Raw genomic sequence first — 22772 nt, 5'->3', positions numbered from 1 at the left:
TGTCCCCTAAAGTAGACCCCCAAAGTTGAACCCCCTAAATTATTTGAATAGCCTATACTTTTTCAATTTTAATCTTCTTTTCATTGAAGTACTCTTCTATTTCTTGAGGAATACCCGAATCAGTATAAACACTTGACACTTGATCAAGTGATATCAAATTAGCCATCCCTGTTTGATGAAATTTATCAGACTCAGTGACTATAATAACTTGATTAGCTTGTTTTGCCATATCTTTAACCGCCTCACAACGCATATAATCATTTCCCGTAAAACCAGTTGTTATACTAAAACCATCAGTACCAATAAAAAGTTTATCTACAAAAAAAGTCGCAGCACACTTAGACATCATTGGTCCCACCATCACTTGTGATTCGTGTTGGTATTCACCACCCAATAAAATAATTTTTATTTGGAAATATTTACGAACATAATCAGCAATAAATGCAGAATTAGTAATCAGTGTCACATCTTTTTTTGTTTTAGCAATCTCTAAAGCCAGCAAAGCACAACATGAACCAGATTCAATCATCAGTGTTTCACCATCATGAATCAATTCAGCTGCTTTTTTAGCTACTTCCAATTTTTGTTTATAATGATAGGCTAATCTAATATTCATATCATCACTGTTATTTAATCTAGCATAGCCATGTTCTCTAATTAATAATCCACATTCCTCTAAATAAGCTAAATCTTTTCTTATTGTCACTTGAGATACTTTTAACATTTCAGAAAGTGTTGTTACTTCTATTTTTTTGTTTTTTGTTAATAATTCTAATATTTGATTGTGTCTTTTATTCATACGATCCTTCCTTTAAAAAAAGAATATCATATTTTAATTTCATATACAACTAACCATTCTTTCATATAAAAGAAAAAATAGAACAAAGTTCTATTTTTCAAAATGAGCTGCTACTTCTTTTAATCCTTTAATAATTTCAAGATGTTGTGGACAAACACCTTCACATTGTCCACATTCAATACATTCACTTGCTTTACCAAATTTTTTAGTAAGGTTATTATAGTATTCGCCTTGTGGTGTCCATCCTTTACTTTCTACTTCTTGTAAATCGGCATTATATAATGAGAAGTATTTAGGAATATTAATATTCATTGGACATCCATCTGTACAATAAGAACATCCCGTACAAGGAATCTTAATAGATGAATTAATTTCTTTAACTGCTTTTTTAATTAAAGTATATTCTTCATCATTTAAAGGTTTAAAATCACTCATATAACTTGTATTATCTGTTAATTGTGCCATATTTGACATACCACTTAAAACAATTTTAACATTATCTAAGCTGGCAACAAAACGAATAGCCCAAGATGGAATAGACATATCCGGATGATATTCTTTAAACATCTTTTCTACACTTTCAGGTACATTAGCAAGTGTTCCTCCCTTAACTGGTTCCATAACAAATACAGGAATATGATGTTTTGTAGCTACTTCATAACATTTACGTGATTGCACACCTGCGCTGTCCCAATCAAGATAATTAATTTGTAATTGTACAAATTCAAATTCTGGGTGTTCAGTTAAAACTTGATCAAGAAGTTCTGGCCCATCATGAAATGAAAAACCAATTGTTTTGACTAATCCTTGTTTTTTCTTTTCTTGAAGCCAATCAAAAACTTCTAAATTATTATAAGTTTCAATGCTATGTGAATTAATATCATGAATTAAATAATAATCAAAAAAATCTACTCCTGTTTTACTTAATTGTTCATTGAAGATTTTGTCACGATCTTCTTTTGTTTTAATAAAACCTGAATGTAATTTTGTAGCAAGTGTATAGGCATCTCTTGGATAACGTGAAACCAATGCTTCTTTAGCAGCATTTTCACTAGCAAAGCCACAATACATCCAAGCTGTATCAAAATATGTAAATCCTTGTTCAATAAATGAATCAACCATTTTTTTAGTTTCTTCAATATCAATTTTTGATGGATCATTTGCATCTAATGATGGTAATCTCATCAATCCAAATCCTAATTTCTTTTCCATAACCTTTTCCTCCTATTTCATTATAAACCTTAAACTTAACTTGAGGACAAGTATTTTTTGAAGTTATTCACATTGTGAATAATTATGTGAACAACTGAGTTTTAGTAAATATTGATTTTAAATTTAGTAAATGCTAGAATACAGTTAGATTGGAGGTATTTATGGCTACAATTAAAGATATTGCGCATTTAGCTGGTGTATCAAGTGCAAGTGTATCAAGAATTCTTAACAATGATTTGACATTAAATGTGCCTCAAGAAACTCGACAAAGAGTTATTGATGCAGCAAACCAGCTTGGCTATAATAAAAAAAGAAAAAAGAAAATAATAGAAACTGTCATGACAATCGGCATTATTCAATGGCTATCACCTGTTCAAGAAACTGAAGATCCCTATTATTTAAGTATCCGTCAAGGTGTGGAAGAATTTTGTTTTCAAAATAAAATTGGAATTAAAAGAGTTTTTCAAACCGATATTGATTACTTAAATCATTTAGATCATATCCAAGGACTTGTATGCATTGGTAAATACAGTCAACAAGATATAGAACAATTTAAAAGAATATGCCCTAATATTATTTTTTTAGATATGAATATCGAACCTATTCATGAATGCTGTATTATTTTAGATTTTAAAAATGCAATCAAAAAAGCAATGGACTACCTTACTATTAAACATACTGCTATCGCTTATCTTGGTGGTAAAGAATATATTAACGAACAACTTTACCCTGATCCTAGAAAACAATATTTTGAAAAATACTGTCTTGAAAATGATATAAAATATACAATTTTAGAGGAACAGTTTTCCATTGAAGCTGGTTTTAATATGACCAATGAGTTAATTATGAACAATCAATTACCAACTGCTATCTTTGCTGCTAGTGATCCAATTGCAATTGGAGCTTTAAGAGCATTAAAAGAACATCATATAAAAGTACCTGAAGATATTTCATTAATGGGATTTGATAATATTGAAACAACGAATTATACTGATCCCCCACTTACTACCATTTTTGCACCAACATTTGATATGGGATATATGGGAGCAAGACATCTTTTTGATGCCTATAATCGACATGAAAACTTATCTCCTATAAAAATACTCATGCCATGTTTTTTAATCGAAAGAGAATCATGTAAATAAAAATCCTGCCTTAATAGGTAGGATTTTTTAGCATGTATTATGATTGAATTGTATTTTTGATTAAATTCAGCATTTGGTTAATTGTAATACCTTCTTTTTCTAAAATATCATGGAAATCATAACGATCTAAGAATTCTTTTTTGAAACCATAGTTCTTTACTTTTACATCACTTAATCCAAAATAACGACTGATTTTTTCACCAAAGCCACCATCTAGAATACCATCTTCTAAAGTAATAATTAATTGATAGTCTTTTAATGAAGTTAAAACTGTTTCATCGATGCCAGTAATATAACGAGGATTAATAAGTGTCGGTACAAATCCACATTGTTTTTCAACTTCACTGGCTAATTCTTCACCAATTTGATAGAAGTCACCTAAGGCTAAAATAGCCACTTTCTCACCTAATTTTTCAATTTTATAACGATTTAACTGACTATAATCTTGATCTACTTCTCTGTCATCTTCAATCACACCATTACAAGGAACACGAATGGCTACTGGATACTGATTTTGTTCAATTGACCAATCAAGCATTGCAAAATATTCTGCTTTACTTGTAGGTGCCAAATAAATAAGATTTGGAATATTAGACATCATCGCAATATCGTAAATACCTAAATGAGTAATGTCATTCATACCATAAATGGATGCCGTATTTACAATAAGTGTAGCTGAATTTTGATTAATACATAAATCTTGACTAATTTGATCATAAGTACGTTGCATAAAACTCGAATGTGTCGCAAAAATAGGTTTACCACCATTTTTAGCAATACCCGAAACTAAAGCAATCCCATGTTCTTCAGCAATTCCAACATCAACAAATTGCTTTCCTGCTTGTTTTCTTTTATCTTCAGTAAATCCAATATTAGTCGGTACCCCTGCAACCACAGCAACAACACGAGGATCTTTTTTCATTTTATCAAGTAGATAATCACATGTTAAATCACCATAATTTTGATGATATGTTGTATCTAATGGTTGTCCATTTTCTTGGTTAAAAGGCATGCACCAATGCCAATCTTCTTTATGAATTTCTGCTTCATGATAACCTTTCCCTTTAATTGTATGAATATGAACAACAATTGGATGGTCGATATCTTTAACTTGATTAAATGTTTCAATAAGTTTTCCTATATCATTACCTTCATCTAAATAAATATAATCTAAATTCATCGCTTTAAAAAGATTAGTTTCACATTGTCCTTTTGTTTCTCTTAATTCTTTTAAATTGTGATATAAACCACCATGGTTCTCTGCAATTGACATATCATTATCATTAACAACGATAATAAAATTACTATGTAATTCACTAGCAAAATCTAATCCTTCTAATGCTTCTCCACCACTTAAAGAACCATCACCAATAATGGCAATAATATTTTCATGACCGCCAGCCAAATCACGTCCCTTAGCAAGACCTGATGCTAAACTAACAGATGTAGAAGTGTGTCCTACATTAAAAAAATCATGATTACTTTCTTCAGGATTTGTATATCCTGAAACATCACCAAAATGTTCATCAGCTACAAAAGCATCTTTTCTTCCCGTCAACATTTTATGACAATAGCTTTGATGTGATACATCAAAAACAAATTTATCAATAGGAGAATTAAATACATAATGTAAAGCAATTGTTGCTTCTACCATTCCAAAGTTAGGTCCAAAATGACCCCCTTTTTTACTTAAACGATTCATTAAAGTTGATCTTAAATCATCAGCTAATTCATTTAATTCAGATAAATTTAATTGTTTTAAATCTTTTGGGTTATTAATCTTTTCTAACATAAAATAGCCTCCATCTCTTTAAGATGAGGCTATTATAAAGTTTAAAGTTAACTTCAAGTCAATATGCTTTTTAAATTAAATTATATTTTTTTAGTTGTTCTTCTATTTCGTGTTCATCAATAAAACATCCCATTTGTCCAAGTTTAATTGATGGTTTCGTTTTACCATGAAAATCACTACCACAAGTATACATCAAATGATTTTTAATAGCCTTACGATAAAAATAATCATTAGTTTCTTGATTATGATAACTTGAAAAGGATTCTACGCCATCAATACCTAATTTAATCATATCATCAAACACTTCAAATCTTCCTTTTAAGTTTTGTCCAGGATGTGCTAAAACTGCAATCCCGCCATCATGATGAATTAGGTCAATTACTTTGTTTAAAGAGGGAAAAACAATCGGTACATAACAAGGTCTCCCTTGTGAAAAATAATCCCAATAAAAGTTAACATAAGGATTATCACTACGACTTCCTCCTTGACGATAAGGTTTTAATAACTCATGATCATGATATCGTTCGTCATTTAATAAAAGCTCTCCAAACATTTCACCGGTATAAACACCCGTATTCGTCAACTCAGCAAGTTTATCTCGATTAACTTGAAAACCTAATTGTTCAACAAGTTGAATCTTCTTTTCACTAGCTTGCAACTCTTGATTTAATATAGCATCTCCTAATTCATTAAATTGGCTAGATGAAATACCATAACCTAAAACATGCAAATCAATATCTTTAAAAGTACAATCAATTTCAATAGCTGGAATATAACTCATACTATATTTATTTGCTTCTTTCAAAGCTTCTTGATTAGCTTTTACATAATTATGATCAGCAATAGCCATAATTTTTATGCCTTTTTGATGAGCCATTTCAACTAACTGACAAGGTGTATATTCACCATCATCACTATAATAACTATGCATATGCAAATCAATAAATTGGTTCATATTTTTCTCCTTCATATTACAAAGTATGGGCTAATAAACCTTCGTTCCACCAACACCTCTTACCTTTAAAACATGGCAAGAATCTTTACCAAAATACTTTTCAATTTGTTGTTTATAAGTATCAACATAATCATCTTCTACAAAGGCTTGAATTGTTCCTGCAAAACCACCACCATGTACACGACAAACACCATGATTTTTTAAAATATCCTTAGATAAAGCCAAAGCTAAAGAAACCGCTTGTTTTGTAGTATATTGATTAGAATAGATATTTTGTAAATATTGGAATGAACTATTTCCTGATTCACTAATAATCATTTTGAATGTTTCGAAATCTTTATTGTTTAATGCCGATACAATTTTTTCAACACGCTTATTTTCTGCAAATAAGTGAATAGCACGTAAAACTGCTCGATCATTTTGTAAAGTTTCTCTTATTTGAGGAATATGTTGATAAAATTCTTGTTCATCTACATCGCGTAAAAATTCTTTATTAAAATAATGAGCGACTTCTTTCATTTCATAAGGGATAGAAGCATAATCTTGTGTTAAATCGGCATGAGACGCATGTACATCAACAATACATAAACTATGTTTAAATTCTTTAAAATCCACATTTATTTTTTCAACAAATGGTTGCTGAGGATCTTTAAAATCAATATGAATTAAGCTTCCGACCGAACAAGCACATTGATCCATTAGACCACAAGGTTTGCCAAAATATACATTTTCTGCATATTGGCCAACTTGACCAATGACAACAGGATCAATTTTCATTTCATTATATAAACCTGATAAAATTGTTCCAATCATTACTTCAAAAGCAGCTGATGAAGAGAGTCCTGATCCTTGTAAAACATCACTTGTCATATATGCATTAAAGCCACCAATTTGATATCCTAAATCTTGATATTTTGCGAGTACGCCACGAATAAGTCCTTCTGAACTTTCTTTCTCATTTTCTTTCATTTCTAAATCATATATAGGAATTTCACGAATATCATAATCATCCGATAATACTTTAACTCCTTTATCTTTTTTAGAAACAACTGCAATCATATCAAGATTGATTGCTGCAGCAAGGACTTCACCATGTTGATGATCAGTATGATTACCACATACTTCACTTCTTCCAGGAGTACTATAGATTTCAACTTCTTGATCACCATATACTTCAATATATTTGTGAAGTGCTTGAATATATCTTTCTTTTTGTCCTTCAATAAGATTTGTATCAACATAAATTGTTTCAAATGTTGAATTAAGTTGATTGTTTTTAATATCTTCAATAATTAAACTCGCTTTTTTCATTATTTAATCACCTCAAACTTATATGATGTTGTTTCATCATATAAATCTCCTTTCTTTAAAATTGTACTTGGATTTTTTTCAATATGAATCGCATCTGGTAAATTTTGAGTTTCAATACAAACAGCATCTCTTTGATAATAATGTTGTCCTTCTTTGCCTAAACGACCATCTAAATAATTGGCTGTATAAATTTGAGCCCCTGGTAAAGTTGTTGATACTGTTAATTTTCTACCTGTTCCTTGATGAAATAATTCCACTTGATTTTCTTTTTTATTGAAAATAAATGGATGATCAAAACCATTACCCAATTTTAACTGCTCATCTTCCATCTCTACTCTTTCACCAATATAAGAAAATTCATTAAAATCAAATGGTGTATCAGTTACATCTCTCATTTTGCCAGTTGTTAAACCATCTTTGTCTACACATGCAAATTGATGAGCATGTACTTTTAATAAATGTCGATAAATATTTTCTCTTTTACCTGATAAATTAAAATATGAATGATTAGTAATATTGATCAGTGTGTCTTTTGATGAAGAAGCAAGATAACGTATCGTAAGTGTATCATGATTCAAAGTATAGATTGCTTTAAAATCTAGTTCTCCAGGATAACCTTCTTCACCATCTTTAGATACATAATGAAATTCTATTGTGTAATCATTAACAATTTGGTAATCAAATACTTGATATGAAAAGCCCTTAATCCCACCATGTAATGAATTAGGACCATTATTAATAGGCAGATGATATGTTTCACCATTTAATGTAAATTCTCCCTTTTTTATACGATTAGCCACTCTACCAACTAAAGCACCAAGATAGGCATCTAAGGTTTGATATTGACTGAAATCATCATATCCTAAAACAACATCATCTCTATTTCCTTCTTTATCTTTCATTAAAACTTTAACAATTGTACATCCATAATTAGATACAACGATTTCTAATTCATCATTTTTCATTGTAAGTAAATCAATTTGATCATCTATTTTTTTTGTTACTGTAATCATATTTATCTCCTCTTATTCTATATTTTCTACAAAAGAAACAAAGGCACCGATGCCTTCATCATTCATTTTGAAAACACCAGCATCTTCTAATACTTGAACATATTTATTGGTAAGTTCTTGACTTAATATTTCGTCTACATTTGTTTTACTCATTTGGTATTGATTTTTTAATTGTACATACCATGATTTATGTTTTTTTATTTCATCGATTTCATCAATATTCTTATTACCTAATAAACAATCTTTCAATAAAGTTAATTCATTTTTTAATCGTGCTGGTAAAACAGCAAGTCCCATTACTTCAATTAAACCAATATTTTCTTTTTTAATATGGTGCAAATTTTGATGAGGATGGAAAATGCCGTCAGGATATTGTTCATTTGTACGATTATTTCTTAATACAATATCCATTTGATATTCTCCATTTACCATTCTTGCAATAGGCGTGACGGTATTATGTCTTGTTTGATCACTATAAGCTAAAATTTGTAAAGAAGGATTACTATAATGAATCCAATTACTTAATATCTTATCACTATATTCAATCACATCCTCTTTATTTTTAGAAGTCAAACGAATTGTTGATAAAGGCCATTTAACAATTTCAATTTTTAATTGAGGAAAAGCATCTTGATGTATTGTTTTAATAATTTCTGCTTTTTCTATTGGAAAATGATGACATCCACCTTGAAAATGATCATGACTTAAAATTGAACCTCCGACAATTGGTAAATCAGCATTACTTCCTAACATGTAGTGTGGAAACTGTTCAACAAAAGAAAGTAATTTTTTAAATGTCTCTTTATTGATTACCATCGGTATATGCGATTCATTAAAAACAATACAATGTTCATTGTAGTAAACGTAAGGTGAATATTGTAAATAGTATTGACTGTGATCTAGTTCTACAGGGATAATACGATGATTTTGTCGTGCTGGATGATTCATTCTTCCTGCATAACCTACATTTTCTTTACATAATAAACATTTTGGATACCCTCTCGATTTTACATTTTTCATTTTTGCAATTTCTTTAGGATCTTTTTCAGGTTTAGACAAGTTAATTGTAATTTCAAATTCGCTATATTGACTAAAACGTTTAAAAGAGATATTTTTTTCAATTCTTTCTTTTCGAATATAATGAGAACTTAAAGACAGATGATAGAAATACTGAGTAGCTTCCCTTGGTGAATGTAAATAAAGCTGATTAAACTGATTAATGACTTCACTAGGTCGTGGCATAAGACAATTCATAATCCGCGTGTCAAACAAGTCACGTTCAGTAACAGTATCGTTAATAATACCATGAAGACATGCATAATCTAGCATATGATTTAAAATATCATCACATCTTTCTAATGGTTCGCAAATGGTTTCTTTTTGAAAATCTTCTAGTTGAAACAAATCTAATAATAAGTTAATGCTGTAATCTTGATCCCATTTGCTTATAAGTTGATGTTGTAATCCATATTGGATAAGTCGATTTATTTGATGATTCATATTTATCCCCCATTCATACACTATAATTGTATCATTTAAGTAAACAAAGTCAATTATATTTACTAAACATTTAAGTAAATATAATCAGTTTTACTAAACAAAAAAGACACTTCGTTATGTAGTGCCTTTAATCTAATTCTGTTTTCCCTGTATATAATTCATAATAACGACCCTTATTATTTAATAAATCGTCATGATTTCCTCGTTCAATAATTTTACCATGATCCATGACCATAATTGCATTTGCATCTTTAACAGTTGAAAGACGATGTGCTATTACAAATACTGTTCGATTTTCCATTAAGCGATCCATTCCCTTTTCAATTAATTTTTCAGTTCTCGTATCAATAGAACTTGTCGCTTCATCAAGAATCAAAACTGGTGGATTAGCAATAGCTGCTCTTGCGATTGCTAATAATTGTCGTTGTCCTTGAGACAAGTTTGCCCCATCACCACTTAAATAAGTATCATATCCTTGAGGCAATCTTCTAATAAAACCATCAGCATTAGCAAGTTTGGCTGCCTCCTCTACCTCCTTATCACTCGCATCTAACTTACCATAACGAATATTATCTCTAATAGTACCACTAAATAAATGTGTATCTTGTAAAACAATAGATATAGAATGTCTTAAATCATCTTTTTTAATTAATTTAACATCAATACCGTCATAAGTAATACTTCCTTTATTGATATCATAAAAACGATTAATCAAATTAATAATTGTTGTTTTTCCAGCACCTGTACTTCCTACAAAAGCAATTTTTTGACCCGGTTTAGCAAACAATTCTATATTTTTTAAAATCATATGATTTTCTTGATATCCAAAATCAACATGATGAAAACGTACATCTCCTTTTAATTCAACTAATTCAACAGTTCCATCTTTTCGAGGATGACGCCATGCCCAATGTCCAGTATTTACATTAGTTTCTTCCATTAAACCATTTTCATTAATATTGACCCTGCATAAAGTAACTTGACCTTCATCAATTTCTTCTATCTCATTCATCAAATCAAATATTCTTTCAGCCCCCGCCATCGCAGCTAAAATAAAGTTAAGTTGTTGTGTAAACTGATTAATTGGCATGGCTGTTTGTCTAACAAACACCAAGTAAGACGATAAACTACCAATATCCATCACACCATTTATTGCAAACAATCCACCTACAGTTGCAACTAAAGCATAATTAAAATATGAAATACTCACTACAGTAGGAATAGTTCTTCCAGAGAAGGTTAATGCTTCTACTGCTTCATGAAATAAATCTTGATTTTTTTGATCAAATTCTTTTGAATTTTCTACTTCATGATTGAATACTTTAACAACTTTACTCCCATCTATCATTTCTTCAATAAAACCATTGAGTATCCCCATAGAAGCTTGTTGTTTTTTAAAATATATTTTGCTTTTTTTAGTAAGATATTGGATTAAAAAATACATGACAATCATTGAAGCAAATACAATAAGAGATAATTGCCAACTTAAAACAAAAATTAAAAATAAAGTTCCTGTAATCATAATAAAACTTTGAATCAATGTATCAAAGCAATTATTTAAAGCATCTTGAACCGTGTCTAAATCATTAGTAAATCGACTCATGATTTCTCCATGAGGATGTTGATCAAAATACGTAATAGGTAATTTTTGCATTTTAGAAAATAAATCATTTCTCATTTCTTGAACAATACTTTGCGCTGTATGAACCATGAGTTGTTTATAAATAGCCGTACTCGTTGCCCCAATAAAATAAATAATAGCCATAAAAATAATAAATTGAATCAAACCATGAAAATCATTTTTTAATACATATTCATTAACGACTGTTTTAATCGAATAAGTTCCCCATAAACTAATTGAAGTACTCATAATAACTAATAAAGCAATTAAAACAAATGATATTTTATGTAAACCGATATATTTTTTAAAAGAAGCTAACGTTTTTTTTAGATTTTTTGGTTTAGCACTTGTTATTTGTCTTGCCATTATAAATCAACTCCTTTTAATTGAGAATAATAGATATCTTGATATATACTGTCATTTTTTAATAAATCATCATGACTACCTACAGCATGTATTCTACCATTATCTAAAATAATAATTTGACTGGCATGTTGTAGCGACGAAACTCTTTGAGCAATAATAATTTTAGTTGTATCTTGAAGTGCATTTAAAGCATTTTTGATATATGTTTCGGTTGCAGTATCAACAGCACTTGTTGAATCATCTAAAATTAATATTTTAGGATGTTTTAGTAATGCCCTTGCGATACATAATCTTTGTTTTTGCCCTCCTGATAAATTTGTTCCACCCTGTTCTAAGTAAGTATTATAACCATCAGGAAAACGTTCAATAAACTCATCAGCACAGGCTTGTTTACAAGCCCATTTTATTTCCTGCTCACTTGCATCTTTATTACCCCATAATAAGTTTTCTTTAATTGTGCCTGAAAATAAAGTATTCTTTTGTAATACCATAGCCACATTGTCTCTTAACACTTTTAATGAATAATCTTTGACATTATGTAAGTCAATACATACTTCTCCTTGACTTACGTCATACAAACGATCAATAAGCTGAACTAAGCTTGTTTTAGCCGAACCAGTTCCTCCTAAAATACCAATAGTAGAACCAGAGTCAATGTGTAAATTAATATCACTTAAAACATTTTCTTTGGCTTCTTGGTTATATTTAAAATAAACATGTTTAAAATCAATTGTTCCTGAATTAATGTTCATGAGCGGTTGAGGGCAATCTTTAATACTTGGTACTTCATCCATCACTTCTAAAATACGTTCCATACTAGCAATTGATCTTGCTATCATTAAAAAGACGTTGGAAATCATCATTAAGGCATTTAATATTTGTAATACGTAACTTAAAAAACCTGTTAATTCCCCTATTTTCATTTCACCAGCAAAAATCATTTGACTACCAAAAAATAATAAACAAACAATCGTTGTATACATCATGTACTGAAATAAAGGCATATTCATTACTGATAGACGGAAAGCTTTTTCACTATGATTCCTTAATTGTTGATTAATACGAGCAAACTTACTATTTTCATAATCACCTCTAACATAGGCTTTAATAGTTCTTATCGCAATAAGGTTTTCCTGGACTACTGTATTAACTTCATCAATATTGGCTTGCATTTTTCTAAACATTGGACCTACGTTTTTAACAATATAATAAAGTCCTATTCCTAAAACAGGGGCAACAATAATAAATACTAATGCAAGTTTTGCATTAAGTTTAATTGTTAAAAACAATGCCATTAAAAACATAAATGGTGCTCTTACTAACGGTCTAAACCCATTACATATCGTGTTTTGAAGAATAGTCACATCACTGGTTAATCTTGTAATTAAAGAAGAAGTAGAAAAATGATCACTATTAGAAAAAGAAAATTTTTGAACTCTTTCATACTCTTCTTTTCTTAATTCCTTACCAAATCCTTGACCTGCCTCAGCTGCATAACGTGAATATAAAACCCCTAAGATTAACGCCAAAACAGCACAAATAGCCATCATGATTCCTTGTTTAATAATGTATATTGAATTATTTTGCATAACCCCATAATCAATAATATTTGCCATCAATACCGGGATAATTAATTCAAATACTGTTTCACCAATAACACATAAAAAAGCAATAATAAATTGTTTTTTATATCTTTTAGCATAAGAAAAAAAACGTCTCATCATAAAAAACCTCCTACTTTAAATCCTTATTAGTTAAATTTTTATACATCCTAGATAAATAATCCTTAAATTGATCTATTTCTTGAGGGCTAAAACCTTGTAAAGAAACATGTTCCACCTCTAAACAATGTTCATTCCATTTATCTAAAGCATTTTTCCCTAATTCAGTAATATTAAGTTGATAAGCTCTTTTATTACTAGGATTGATTTTCCTTGTTAACATTTTCTTTTTTTCTAAGTTATCAATCATCTTGCTTACTGTTGCTGGTTCTATATCGCACTCTAATGCAATGTCTTTTAATTTACAATTTTCATGTTGATTTATATATCGTAATACTTTCGGTTGTCCTGGTGATAGATTATAAGTTTCCATCACATTCCAATTTTTTTGTCTTTGTGCATGTTGTGTTTTAAAAAGCATTAAATAAAATGGTATTTTCATAAGCTCTCCTCTTTACATTAGCATCCTAACTATTAGCAGCCTAACTTTATAACTGATTGAACTTATTGTCAATTAAAAAACAATTTTTATTATCAAATTTGTTATTTACCATACTATAACGATTATAGATATATTCTTAAAATAATTGAATATTTGTCAAAAGAAATGGAGAAGATTTACTTCTAATCCATTTTATTTAAAAAGTCTTTGTTACTTGTTTGTTACTTGTTTGTTACTTGTTTGTTACTTGTAAATGATAAACAACTCATTCTAACTTAATCTAACTCACCTAAACCCGCATAAAACCGTCTATTCTAATCTAAAGATAAATTTAATGTTAAGAAAATGTAAAGTTTATTTACATTACGTTAAGAAAATGTTAATCTACGTAAGGATATAGGAGGTTTTGTATGAAATTAGCAAATATATTTTCTATGCTAGGTGGTTTAGCCCTATTTTTATATGGAATGAATATGATGTCTAATGGACTAGAACTCGCAGCTGGAAACAAAATGAAAACAATTCTTGAAAAATTAACATCCAATTGTTTTCTTGGCGTTTTAGTAGGTGCATTAGTCACTGCCATTATTCAATCATCATCTGCAACAACAGTGATGGTTGTAGGATTCGTTAATTCTGGATTAATGTCACTAACAAGTGCGGTATGGGTCATTATGGGAGCAAATATTGGTACTACGATTACCGGTCAGTTAATCGCTATTGATATTACAGCTATTGCCCCTTTAATTGCTTTTATTGGTGTAGCCATGATTGTCTTTTTCAAAAGTAAAAAACTGGATGCATTAGGAACTGTTATTGGTGGTCTTGGTATTTTATTTATCGGAATGGAAACAATGTCTAATGCGATGATTCCTTTAAGAACAATGCCAGAATTTGTAGGATTAATATCTAAATTCCAAAATCCATTTATTGGTATTCTAGTTGGAGCTGGATTTACAGCTATTATTCAATCTTCATCTGCTTCAGTCGGAATACTACAAGCATTGGCTCGTAGTGGCGTAATGACATTACCATCTGCTATTTATGTTTTATTTGGACAAAATATCGGAACATGTATTACATCAGTACTTGCTTCAATTGGAACAAGTAAAAATGCTAAACGAACAACCATTATTCATTTATCATTCAATATTATTGGAACCATCATCTTTGTTACAATTAGCATGTTATTCCCATTTGCTCATTTAGTTGAAAGTATTACACCACATAATGTAGCAGCACAGATTGCTAATGTTCATACAATATTTAACGTAACAACTACTCTTTTACTTCTTCCTATAGGTACTAAATTAGTTGATTTAACTTATCTTGTTTTACCAGAAAAACATGATGAAACTGAACATATGACACTTAAATATCTAGATTTTAGTATCTTTAACAATGATTATCATATTGGTACAAGTGCTATTGCGAATACACAATTATTCAATGAAAGTCAACATATGTTAAATTTAGCTAATCATAATGTTAAACGATCATTTGAATTACTTGATCATTTTTCTCAAGAAAAATATGAACGTTTATTAAAAGATGAAGAATATATTAATTACTTAAATCAACAAATTATCGATTTTACAACAGCTGTTATTTCAAATGAATTTCCTACCGAAGGATCTCAAACAATTGTCTTATTCTTAAAAGTGGCTTCAGATTTAGAAAGAATTGGTGATCATGCAATCAATATAGCCAATAGAGCAAAAGCTTTATCTGAAGATGATACTCACTTCTCTATTGATGCTATTAAAGAAATCAGTATCATGGAAAGTCTATGTAATAATATTCTTGATGAATTAGTTATCTTAGACTATGATGAATTTAAAAATCTTGTTGATAAAGTTGATGTGATGGAAGACAATATTGATAAAACACAACATCAATTTACAGTTAACCAATTACATCGTTTAAAAGAAAAACAATGTACAACAGAAAACAGTATTATTTATACAAAAATTCTAACTGACTTTGAACGAATTGGTGACCATGGTTTAAACATTGCTGAAAGTTTATATCATATAAGAAAAATTATGAATACCATGAAGATGATTAAACCAGAACCCGAAACACTTAAAGAAGCCTAAATATTGAGAACTAACATAAGTTAGTTCTTTTTATTATAAAAAAATGATTGCGTCTATCACTATAGACTGCAATCATTTTTAATAACTATTTATAATTTCTTACCATTAATCATCTATTTTTATTACTTTTTTATTTGGCTATAAATAGCCATTTTTCTCCATATATTCACTCATATTTTTTTAATCTGCTTCGTCCATTTGTCGTCCACAATAATAAAAATCTTCTTATATAATATATATAGAAAAAATATATATTCTAGCAATTATAATACTATCTATATTAGAAAATTATAAGTGATAAGATTCCCTGCCTTGAAATGTGCAAATGGTCTCCTAAGCAGTATCGGGTTTCTATGATCACAGTAAATGAATATGTACTGCAATTTACGATTCAAATAATAGCAGTAAGAAAGTATCTGATAAGAATAAAATTGAAATGAGGCAAATTATCAGAACTAAAATATCTCTTTTTCAGAACATTTTGAAGATAGATTACAAGATAGAGAAGTAGACATAGCTGATGTAGTAGATGCTATTAGAAATCCTCTAAAAACAAATAAGTCAAAACTGACACACAATGCAAAACATCATTTAAAATCATAGAATAAATGCTACAATTTATATAGATCCTAATATTGGTATCATAACCACAGTACACAAAACACATTTTAAAATTGCTAAAAAACTATTAGACGGAAAGGAAGATTGAAATGCGATTAAGTTTAACAAAAAATGAAATTGAACTTTTGAATAAATTTGATATTTTTATTGATGAAAATAAAGATTATAGTGAGGATGAGTTGTTAGATTTGTCTGAATCTATTTACGATCAAGAATCTTTTAATTATGAAAAACCAATAGCTAAACAATTGGCGCATTTAGGAGATAAATTACAAGATTTAATAAATGAATAAAATCAAAGATTGCCTACTCTCAATGTAGATACTATAAGTTTTTTAATTGTATTACGTATACCAAAATAAAAACGTGAAAAAAACAAGATGGTTTTAATGATTAGTATTATGTTTTTGATGCTATCATTCCAATATATCCAGGTACATTCCGTTATAGGTTCAATAAGGATTTAAAGAATGTTAATGTTAAACATATTACTATCTATGGGTTTCGACATAGCCATGCCAATTATCCTCTATCCAATCCTACAATAAATAAAAGTCTAGTTGCCAAAGAATGGAACATTCTATTGAATGCTAAAGAACACATACGCTTATATTTATGAAAAAAGGCGTACTGCTTTTGTTGAATATATAGAAAAATTATAGGTTTGTCGTCCACAAAAACAAAAAAGCCTCATAAAAACGAGGCTTTTTTAATTTAATCTAGCTCTTCTCCGTTAGTTTCGATAACATGTTTATACCAATCAAATGATTTCTTTTTACTTCTAGAGAAATCACCTTCATGTTTATTATTATAATTAACATAGATAAAACCATAACGTTTATCATATTCACCAGTAGAGGCAGAAACAATATCAAATGGTGACCACATTGTATAACCTAATAAATCTACACCATCATAATCTACAGCATCTCTCATCGCTTGAATGTGTTCTTTTAAATAATCAATTCGATATTGATCATCTATTGTACCATCAGCCTCTTTTTTATCATAAGCACCAAAACCATTTTCTACAATCATCATTGGTAATTCAAAACGATCATTAAACCAGTTTAGACACCAACGTAATCCTAAAGGATCAATTTGCCATCCCCAGTCAGAAGCTTTTAAATATGTATTTCTAACAAAGTCTTCTGGTACATAATCAAAAGTCTTTTCATTACGTCCTTGATATTTTGTAGCAAATGACATGTAATAAGAGAATCCAATGTAATCTACTTTGCCTGCTTCTAAAATAGCTTTATCTTCTTCAGTAATAAAATCATATCCCTTTCTTTCAAATTTCTTTAAGATATGACGAGGATAATGTCCTCTTGCATGAACTTCTACATACCAGTATTTTTGATGCATTGCACCTAATGCATTCATAACATCTTCTGGTTTTGGTGAAGCTGGATAAACACCGTTCATACCTATCATACACCCTACTTGTAAATCAGGATTAATTTCATGTGCTGCTTTTACAGCTAATGCTGAAGCAACTAACTCATGGTGAGCTGATAAATACATTAAATATTCTGCATCATCACCTTCTTTAAGTAAAATGGCACCTTCTTGAATCAAGTTATGTTGTGTAACATCAGCTTGATTATTAATTTCATTAAAAGTCATCCAGTATTTTACTTTATGTTGGTATCTTTCAAAACATACTTTAGCAAATTTAACAAACATATCAATGGCTTTACGATTTCTAAAACCACCATATTCTTTAGCTAATGCCCAAGGCATTTCAAAATGTGATAAAGTAATAACTGGTTCAATTCCATGTTTAATTAATTCATCAAAAACATCATCATAAAATTTTAAACCTTCTTCATTAGGTTGATCTTCATCCCCTCTTGGAAAAATTCTAGTCCATGCAATAGAAGTTCTAAATGCTTTAAATCCCATTTCAGCCATTAAAGCAATGTCTTCTTTATAATGATGATAGAAGTCTACACCAACATGGTTAGGATAATCTTCACCAGGAATAACACCATCTGTTAATCTTCTTGGTGCTCCTGTTACATTATCACCTGCAGTTTCAACGTCAGTACAACTGATTCCTTTTCCTCCTTCTTGCCAAGCTCCTTCACATTGGTGTGCTGCAACAGCGCCACCCCATAAAAAGTCATCTCTAAAACCCATTATTTTACCTCCAATTTATATTACTTATTATAGTATACTATAAATTACTATGTTTTAAATATTTTTTTAAAAAATTAAAATAATATATTGAATTTATCATAGGCGAGAACTATAATGCAGGTGTAAAAAGAAAGAAGGCAACAATATGAGTGATTTAGAAAAAAAATTAGAAGATGAAGCAAAGGATGCGTTTGATAAATACTTTACTTACGACATCCAAGAAAAAAAACATCATCAATCTAAAGACTACACTAAAGAACAAATGAAAGATATTGTCTTAAAAGAAATTGATGACAGTGAAAAGAAATTAAAAGAAGCTTATTCTTTAAAAGAAAAACTTGAAAAAAGTATTGATCAACAAGCTGAATCATCACTAAAAAAGTATTTTAAAGAATAAAAATAAGAGCTATGCTCTTATTTTTTTATATACTCAAATGGAATCCATCCTACATCATTATGACAAATTCCATATGCATAATGTCCATAAATCCCTGCTATCCTTATTTTATCTCCCTTGTTCACTGATAAAAAACAATCTATATAATCATCTAAACAGTATGCTTTATTATTTTTATAGTATAAAAATTCATTTTTTATTGGAAAAATTGCTTGTGTATCAATTTGTTTACATAACGAAAACTCTTGCCCCTGTTTTAATATTTCAACTTCAAAATGAGGCCATGCTATCTTATGAACATGTTTAGAATTAATACTTACAGAATGTGTAACTTCATAGATTGGGAAAGGTTGTACATATTCTTTTTTTAATGTCAATTTATGATTTTTTGATTCAACAACAAGTGCATTCATTTGACTAATCATCTTTACACCTGTTCCACCATCCAAACAAATAATCCTTTTTTCATTATTAATAATAATATGATTGTCTATTTTATTTTGATATTGATTTGAAGTAGGCAAATGACCAACTACAACATAATCATTCAAACAATGTCCATCTTGATAAAAAGTTTTTGTTTCAATCATTGATGATAAAGAGCCATTATACCAATCTGTTCTTTTTTCTATGCCAGCATGAATGAATAAAAATTCATTAAAATGTAAAGATAATGGTAATGTATGTAAGTAATCTAGATAAGGCTTTAAATAAGTTTGAACTTGTTTTTGTAAATAATGAGGATCAGCTTTTCTATCCAGTTTTAAAGCAGTTAATGCTTGATCTATCATCCCGCTTTTACCAATATGACTGACATAATGCATCATTTGACTAGCATAACGTTGATCATTGATGAGTGTTTCTATTGCATACTCGCAATTACCTAATAATACAAATACTCGATTTGATTCTTGTTGTAACTGTTTTAAATATCTTATAGTTTGTAATGTTTGGGTTCCCTTTTCAACAAAATCTCCAACAATAACTAAATAATCACCTTTTTGATAATGAACGCGTTCTAACAGCGATTTAAAACGATCTAGATGGGAATGAATATCACTAATAGCAATTAGACGATAATCCTGATTTACTTTTTTTATAATATGATTTATTTTTAACACATGTTTCCCTCCACATATCTATTATACTCCATAACGAAAAAAAGTCATTTATATGACTTTAATCAATCCAACCAAAATGTTTACAAGCATTATAAATACCATCTTTATCACAATCATCAGTAACATAAGTTGCTTTAGCTTTAAGTTCATCAATAGCATTTCCCATAGCAATACTTGTCCATTCATCTCTAAACATGCTTAAATCATTCTTTTCATCGCCAAAAACAACAACATCTTTATAATCACCTTGAAAGTGATCGACAATCATTTTAATTCCTACCGATTTATCACCTGGTTCCACAAATAAATATTCTTTATGAAAACGACACCAAGGAAGCTCTTTTAATGATTCTAATTGTTGTTCCTCAGGACTATAACAAGCTATATACACTTTGTAAATTTTATCATAATCTAAAGGATTCAATCCTTCTTTCACTTCTGTTTTCATATAAACATCATGCGTAAAATCATAAAAGCGATGATCTGGTGCTAATCTTCTCGTTTTATTATCTGGTGAAATAGCCCAAATAAATCCTTTTTCTTTACACTCATTAATCAAATTAATACATTTTTGATAATCCAAAGGCTTAATATCAATCAACTGATCATGAATGGTAATTCCATTACCACCATCACTTACCATGTTTTCAAAACCTAAATCATGCATGTGATCAACTGCCATAGCATAGCTTCTTCCTGTTGCTATAGCAACAAAATGTCCTTTTTCTTTTAATAATGCTATAGCTTTTTTTGTTGATTCTGGTATATATTGTTTTCCCGGTGTACCTACCGCAAGTGTCCCATCTATATCAAAAAAGAAATATTTTTTATTCATTCTGTTCACCTCGCTTGTAACTATAGCATAATTATTTTTTTATACTAATAATTTACAAAATGAGAAAAAAAGAGCACACTTTGAAAATGTACTCTTACATATAATTATGGTCAATTTGAATGACTGTAAAGCAATATGGATATTGTTCTTGAATCTTTTTAGTAATCATATTTTTTAGTTCTTGATGATTAATCTGATCTGATGGTGGTACGACAACATCAAAAATCAAGTTTGTATGCGTCTTCCCTGGAACCATTCTAAAATCATGAATCGAATATTCAGGATTAAGATCATGTACTATTTTTTGAGTTAAATCACGATACTTTATCATATCTTTGTTTTCAACATCAATTGGATCCATATGAATTGTTGTCAATATATGAAATTTTTCATGTATGCCTCTTTCAATTAAATCAATTTGATCATGTACGACCATCATATCATCATGACAATTTACTTCCACATGTAATGTTAAAAACAAACGTCCAGGACCATAATCATGTAACAAAATATCATGTACTCCTAACGGTTTATCAAATGACATAATAAAATCTTTAATTTCTTGAATAAACTCTTTATCTGGAGCAAGACCTAACAGTGGATTAACCGTATCTTTAAAAACTTCAACCCCTGCTTTTAACACGATAATTGAAACGATTGTACCAAAAATACCATCTACAGGTAACGTAGTAAATAATGTTAAAACTAATGAACATAAAGTAGCAAAAGTTGTCATAACATCATTCAAACTATCTTGACTTGCTGCTTTTAATGTAGATGAATCTATCTTTTTACCAACGAAAGCATTAAAATGATACATCCATAATTTAATAAAAATAGAAGCAATCAAAATAATAACAGCAATCCAACTGAATAATACTTTTTCTGGATAAATAATCTTTAATACAGAATCTTTTAATGATTGTATTCCTACCAATAAAATTAAAAAGGAAATAACTAAACCTGCAATATATTCATAACGACCATGCCCATAAGGATGTTCACTATCAGCATGTTTATTAGATAATTTAAAACCAAATAATGAAGCCAAGTTACTTCCTACATCAGACAAGTTATTAAACCCATCAGCCATAATGGCTACACTATGAGTAATAAAACCCATGGTAATTTTAAAACACACTAATGTAATATTACAAATAATAGATAGTATTGAACATAATGAACCGTACTGCTCTCTTACTTTAATATTGGCATAATCTTGATGATTTTTTATAAAAATATGTGCTAAATATTGTATCATTACCCTAAATCATAGACAAAAAGATTTTGTCCTTCTACCTTAATTAAGTTTACTTGATCTAATTCTTCAATGTATTTTAACATCTTTTCTTGATTAACTTCTTTATTAGCTAAACGAGCTAAAGTATTTTTTATTTCAGGATTATCAACCTTAATAAATGCTAGATTTTCTTTAGTATATTGTGCTTTTGACATAAGTATATCTAAAATAGCTGCATAAGCTAACTTTGCTTCTAAACGAATTGTTGCATATTGATGTGTTTCAAATAATGGTTTAGGTAAAATAAAATCATGACCTTCATTGCCTTTCATTACTGTTTTTAAACTTTCTTTTGTATATAATTCCATAACTTAACCTCCTATATATATTATTATATCATAGTTTAATCAAAAGATGTCTAATCCTTTACTTTAATT

At 29.2% G+C, this 22772-nt stretch carries 19 protein-coding genes; 4 read left to right on the top strand and 15 right to left on the bottom strand.

Annotated elements, in window-relative coordinates; translation table 11 throughout:
- Positions 1 to 52: 52 nt before the first annotated feature.
- Both DW911_RS03190 and DW911_RS03185 read right to left on the bottom strand, forming a co-directional pair.
- Positions 53 to 799 (bottom strand): DeoR/GlpR family DNA-binding transcription regulator, encoded by a 747-nt coding sequence (locus DW911_RS03190; RefSeq protein ID WP_118434138.1) that lies wholly within the window; start codon positions 797 to 799, stop codon positions 53 to 55.
- 90 nt (positions 800 to 889) lie between these two features.
- Positions 890 to 2011: an aldo/keto reductase gene (locus tag DW911_RS03185; protein ID WP_118607455.1), complete on the bottom strand. Its 1122-nt coding sequence runs from the start codon at positions 2009 to 2011 to the stop codon at positions 890 to 892.
- 161 nt (positions 2012 to 2172) lie between these two features.
- On the opposite strand from DW911_RS03185, the gene DW911_RS03180 reads away from it, so the two are divergent.
- Positions 2173 to 3156 (top strand): LacI family DNA-binding transcriptional regulator, encoded by a 984-nt coding sequence (locus DW911_RS03180; RefSeq protein ID WP_118434140.1) that lies wholly within the window; start codon positions 2173 to 2175, stop codon positions 3154 to 3156.
- A gap of 37 nt (positions 3157 to 3193) precedes the next feature.
- On the opposite strand, the gene DW911_RS03175 is transcribed toward DW911_RS03180, so the two are convergent.
- The 8 genes from DW911_RS03175 to DW911_RS03140 all read right to left on the bottom strand — a co-directional run bounded on the left by DW911_RS03175 (position 3194) and on the right by DW911_RS03140 (position 13877).
- Positions 3194 to 4948, bottom strand: coding sequence for a 1-deoxy-D-xylulose-5-phosphate synthase (locus tag DW911_RS03175; RefSeq protein ID WP_118607454.1), 1755 nt, complete (start codon positions 4946 to 4948; stop codon positions 3194 to 3196).
- A gap of 70 nt (positions 4949 to 5018) precedes the next feature.
- A complete protein-coding gene (locus tag DW911_RS03170; RefSeq protein ID WP_118434142.1) occupies positions 5019 to 5903 on the bottom strand; it encodes a PHP domain-containing protein in 885 nt (294 codons plus the stop codon).
- Between the two features lie 30 nt (positions 5904 to 5933).
- Positions 5934 to 7214: a galactokinase gene (locus tag DW911_RS03165; RefSeq protein ID WP_118434143.1), complete on the bottom strand. Its 1281-nt coding sequence runs from the start codon at positions 7212 to 7214 to the stop codon at positions 5934 to 5936.
- A complete protein-coding gene (locus DW911_RS03160) occupies positions 7214 to 8227 on the bottom strand; it encodes an aldose epimerase family protein (protein WP_118434144.1) in 1014 nt (337 codons plus the stop codon). The genes DW911_RS03165 and DW911_RS03160 overlap by 1 nt, the downstream gene beginning before the upstream one ends.
- Positions 8228 to 8239: 12 nt before the next feature.
- On the bottom strand, positions 8240 to 9727 hold the full coding sequence (gene galT, locus DW911_RS03155) for a UDP-glucose--hexose-1-phosphate uridylyltransferase (protein ID WP_118434145.1): 1488 nt from the start codon (positions 9725 to 9727) through the stop codon (positions 8240 to 8242).
- 127 nt (positions 9728 to 9854) lie between these two features.
- On the bottom strand, positions 9855 to 11714 hold the full coding sequence (locus DW911_RS03150) for an ABC transporter ATP-binding protein (RefSeq protein WP_118434146.1): 1860 nt from the start codon (positions 11712 to 11714) through the stop codon (positions 9855 to 9857).
- Entirely contained in the window at positions 11714 to 13438 is a 1725-nt protein-coding gene (locus tag DW911_RS03145) for an ABC transporter ATP-binding protein (RefSeq protein WP_118434147.1), read from the bottom strand. Before DW911_RS03145 ends, DW911_RS03150 begins: the two co-directional genes overlap by 1 nt.
- Positions 13439 to 13448: 10 nt before the next feature.
- Positions 13449 to 13877, bottom strand: coding sequence for a MarR family winged helix-turn-helix transcriptional regulator (locus DW911_RS03140; RefSeq protein ID WP_118434148.1), 429 nt, complete (start codon positions 13875 to 13877; stop codon positions 13449 to 13451).
- Positions 13878 to 14287: 410 nt separating this feature from the next.
- On the opposite strand from DW911_RS03140, the gene DW911_RS03135 reads away from it, so the two are divergent.
- Positions 14288 to 15976: a Na/Pi cotransporter family protein gene (locus DW911_RS03135; protein WP_118607453.1), complete on the top strand. Its 1689-nt coding sequence runs from the start codon at positions 14288 to 14290 to the stop codon at positions 15974 to 15976.
- 710 nt (positions 15977 to 16686) lie between these two features.
- Entirely contained in the window at positions 16687 to 16890 is a 204-nt protein-coding gene (locus DW911_RS03130; protein ID WP_118431863.1) for a hypothetical protein, read from the top strand.
- 421 nt (positions 16891 to 17311) lie between these two features.
- Here the strand turns inward: DW911_RS03130 and DW911_RS03125 are convergent, their stop codons facing one another.
- Positions 17312 to 18742, bottom strand: coding sequence for a 6-phospho-beta-glucosidase (locus tag DW911_RS03125; protein ID WP_118431865.1), 1431 nt, complete (start codon positions 18740 to 18742; stop codon positions 17312 to 17314).
- 145 nt (positions 18743 to 18887) lie between these two features.
- On the opposite strand from DW911_RS03125, the gene DW911_RS03120 reads away from it, so the two are divergent.
- Positions 18888 to 19139 (top strand): hypothetical protein, encoded by a 252-nt coding sequence (locus DW911_RS03120; RefSeq protein WP_118431867.1) that lies wholly within the window; start codon positions 18888 to 18890, stop codon positions 19137 to 19139.
- Between the two features lie 17 nt (positions 19140 to 19156).
- On the opposite strand, the gene DW911_RS03115 is transcribed toward DW911_RS03120, so the two are convergent.
- The 4 genes from DW911_RS03115 to DW911_RS03100 all read right to left on the bottom strand — a co-directional run bounded on the left by DW911_RS03115 (position 19157) and on the right by DW911_RS03100 (position 22703).
- Positions 19157 to 20260 carry a metallophosphoesterase gene (locus tag DW911_RS03115; RefSeq protein WP_118431869.1) on the bottom strand — a complete coding sequence of 368 codons (1104 nt, stop codon included), beginning with the start codon at positions 20258 to 20260 and terminating at the stop codon, positions 19157 to 19159.
- 58 nt (positions 20261 to 20318) lie between these two features.
- Positions 20319 to 21095, bottom strand: a complete 777-nt coding sequence (locus DW911_RS03110; RefSeq protein WP_118431871.1) for an HAD-IIB family hydrolase — start codon at positions 21093 to 21095, stop codon at positions 20319 to 20321.
- 94 nt (positions 21096 to 21189) lie between these two features.
- The gene (locus tag DW911_RS03105; protein WP_118431873.1) at positions 21190 to 22356 is read right to left on the bottom strand and encodes a cation diffusion facilitator family transporter; all 1167 of its coding nucleotides are present in this window, start codon (positions 22354 to 22356) and stop codon (positions 21190 to 21192) included.
- Entirely contained in the window at positions 22356 to 22703 is a 348-nt protein-coding gene (locus tag DW911_RS03100) for a hypothetical protein (protein WP_118431875.1), read from the bottom strand. The genes DW911_RS03105 and DW911_RS03100 overlap by 1 nt, the downstream gene beginning before the upstream one ends.
- Positions 22704 to 22772: the final 69 nt, after the last annotated feature.

The sequence above is a fragment of the Erysipelatoclostridium sp. AM42-17 genome, assembly GCF_003480255.1.
GTDB lineage: Bacteria > Bacillota_I > Bacilli_A > Erysipelotrichales > Coprobacillaceae > Faecalibacillus.
Note: the sequence above shows the minus strand (reverse complement) of the source record. Positions and strands in the feature narration are given on the sequence as shown.

What these genes read in the sequence shown, in the direction of transcription:
- DW911_RS03170 (WP_118434142.1), bottom strand. Translation starts at nt 5,903, where the DNA reads ATGAACCAATTTATTGATTTGCATATGCATAGTTATTATAGTGATGAT.
- DW911_RS03105 (WP_118431873.1), bottom strand. Translation starts at nt 22,356, where the DNA reads ATGATACAATATTTAGCACATATTTTTATAAAAAATCATCAAGATTAT.
- galT (WP_118434145.1), bottom strand. Translation starts at nt 9,727, where the DNA reads ATGAATCATCAAATAAATCGACTTATCCAATATGGATTACAACATCAA.
- DW911_RS03145 (WP_118434147.1), bottom strand. Translation starts at nt 13,438, where the DNA reads ATGATGAGACGTTTTTTTTCTTATGCTAAAAGATATAAAAAACAATTT.
- DW911_RS03160 (WP_118434144.1), bottom strand. Translation starts at nt 8,227, where the DNA reads ATGATTACAGTAACAAAAAAAATAGATGATCAAATTGATTTACTTACA.
- DW911_RS03130 (WP_118431863.1), top strand. Translation starts at nt 16,687, where the DNA reads ATGCGATTAAGTTTAACAAAAAATGAAATTGAACTTTTGAATAAATTT.
- DW911_RS03120 (WP_118431867.1), top strand. Translation starts at nt 18,888, where the DNA reads ATGAGTGATTTAGAAAAAAAATTAGAAGATGAAGCAAAGGATGCGTTT.
- DW911_RS03135 (WP_118607453.1), top strand. Translation starts at nt 14,288, where the DNA reads ATGAAATTAGCAAATATATTTTCTATGCTAGGTGGTTTAGCCCTATTT.
- DW911_RS03140 (WP_118434148.1), bottom strand. Translation starts at nt 13,877, where the DNA reads ATGAAAATACCATTTTATTTAATGCTTTTTAAAACACAACATGCACAA.
- DW911_RS03125 (WP_118431865.1), bottom strand. Translation starts at nt 18,742, where the DNA reads ATGGGTTTTAGAGATGACTTTTTATGGGGTGGCGCTGTTGCAGCACAC.
- DW911_RS03100 (WP_118431875.1), bottom strand. Translation starts at nt 22,703, where the DNA reads ATGGAATTATATACAAAAGAAAGTTTAAAAACAGTAATGAAAGGCAAT.
- DW911_RS03110 (WP_118431871.1), bottom strand. Translation starts at nt 21,095, where the DNA reads ATGAATAAAAAATATTTCTTTTTTGATATAGATGGGACACTTGCGGTA.
- DW911_RS03165 (WP_118434143.1), bottom strand. Translation starts at nt 7,214, where the DNA reads ATGAAAAAAGCGAGTTTAATTATTGAAGATATTAAAAACAATCAACTT.
- DW911_RS03190 (WP_118434138.1), bottom strand. Translation starts at nt 799, where the DNA reads ATGAATAAAAGACACAATCAAATATTAGAATTATTAACAAAAAACAAA.
- DW911_RS03185 (WP_118607455.1), bottom strand. Translation starts at nt 2,011, where the DNA reads ATGGAAAAGAAATTAGGATTTGGATTGATGAGATTACCATCATTAGAT.
- DW911_RS03150 (WP_118434146.1), bottom strand. Translation starts at nt 11,714, where the DNA reads ATGGCAAGACAAATAACAAGTGCTAAACCAAAAAATCTAAAAAAAACG.
- DW911_RS03180 (WP_118434140.1), top strand. Translation starts at nt 2,173, where the DNA reads ATGGCTACAATTAAAGATATTGCGCATTTAGCTGGTGTATCAAGTGCA.
- DW911_RS03175 (WP_118607454.1), bottom strand. Translation starts at nt 4,948, where the DNA reads ATGTTAGAAAAGATTAATAACCCAAAAGATTTAAAACAATTAAATTTA.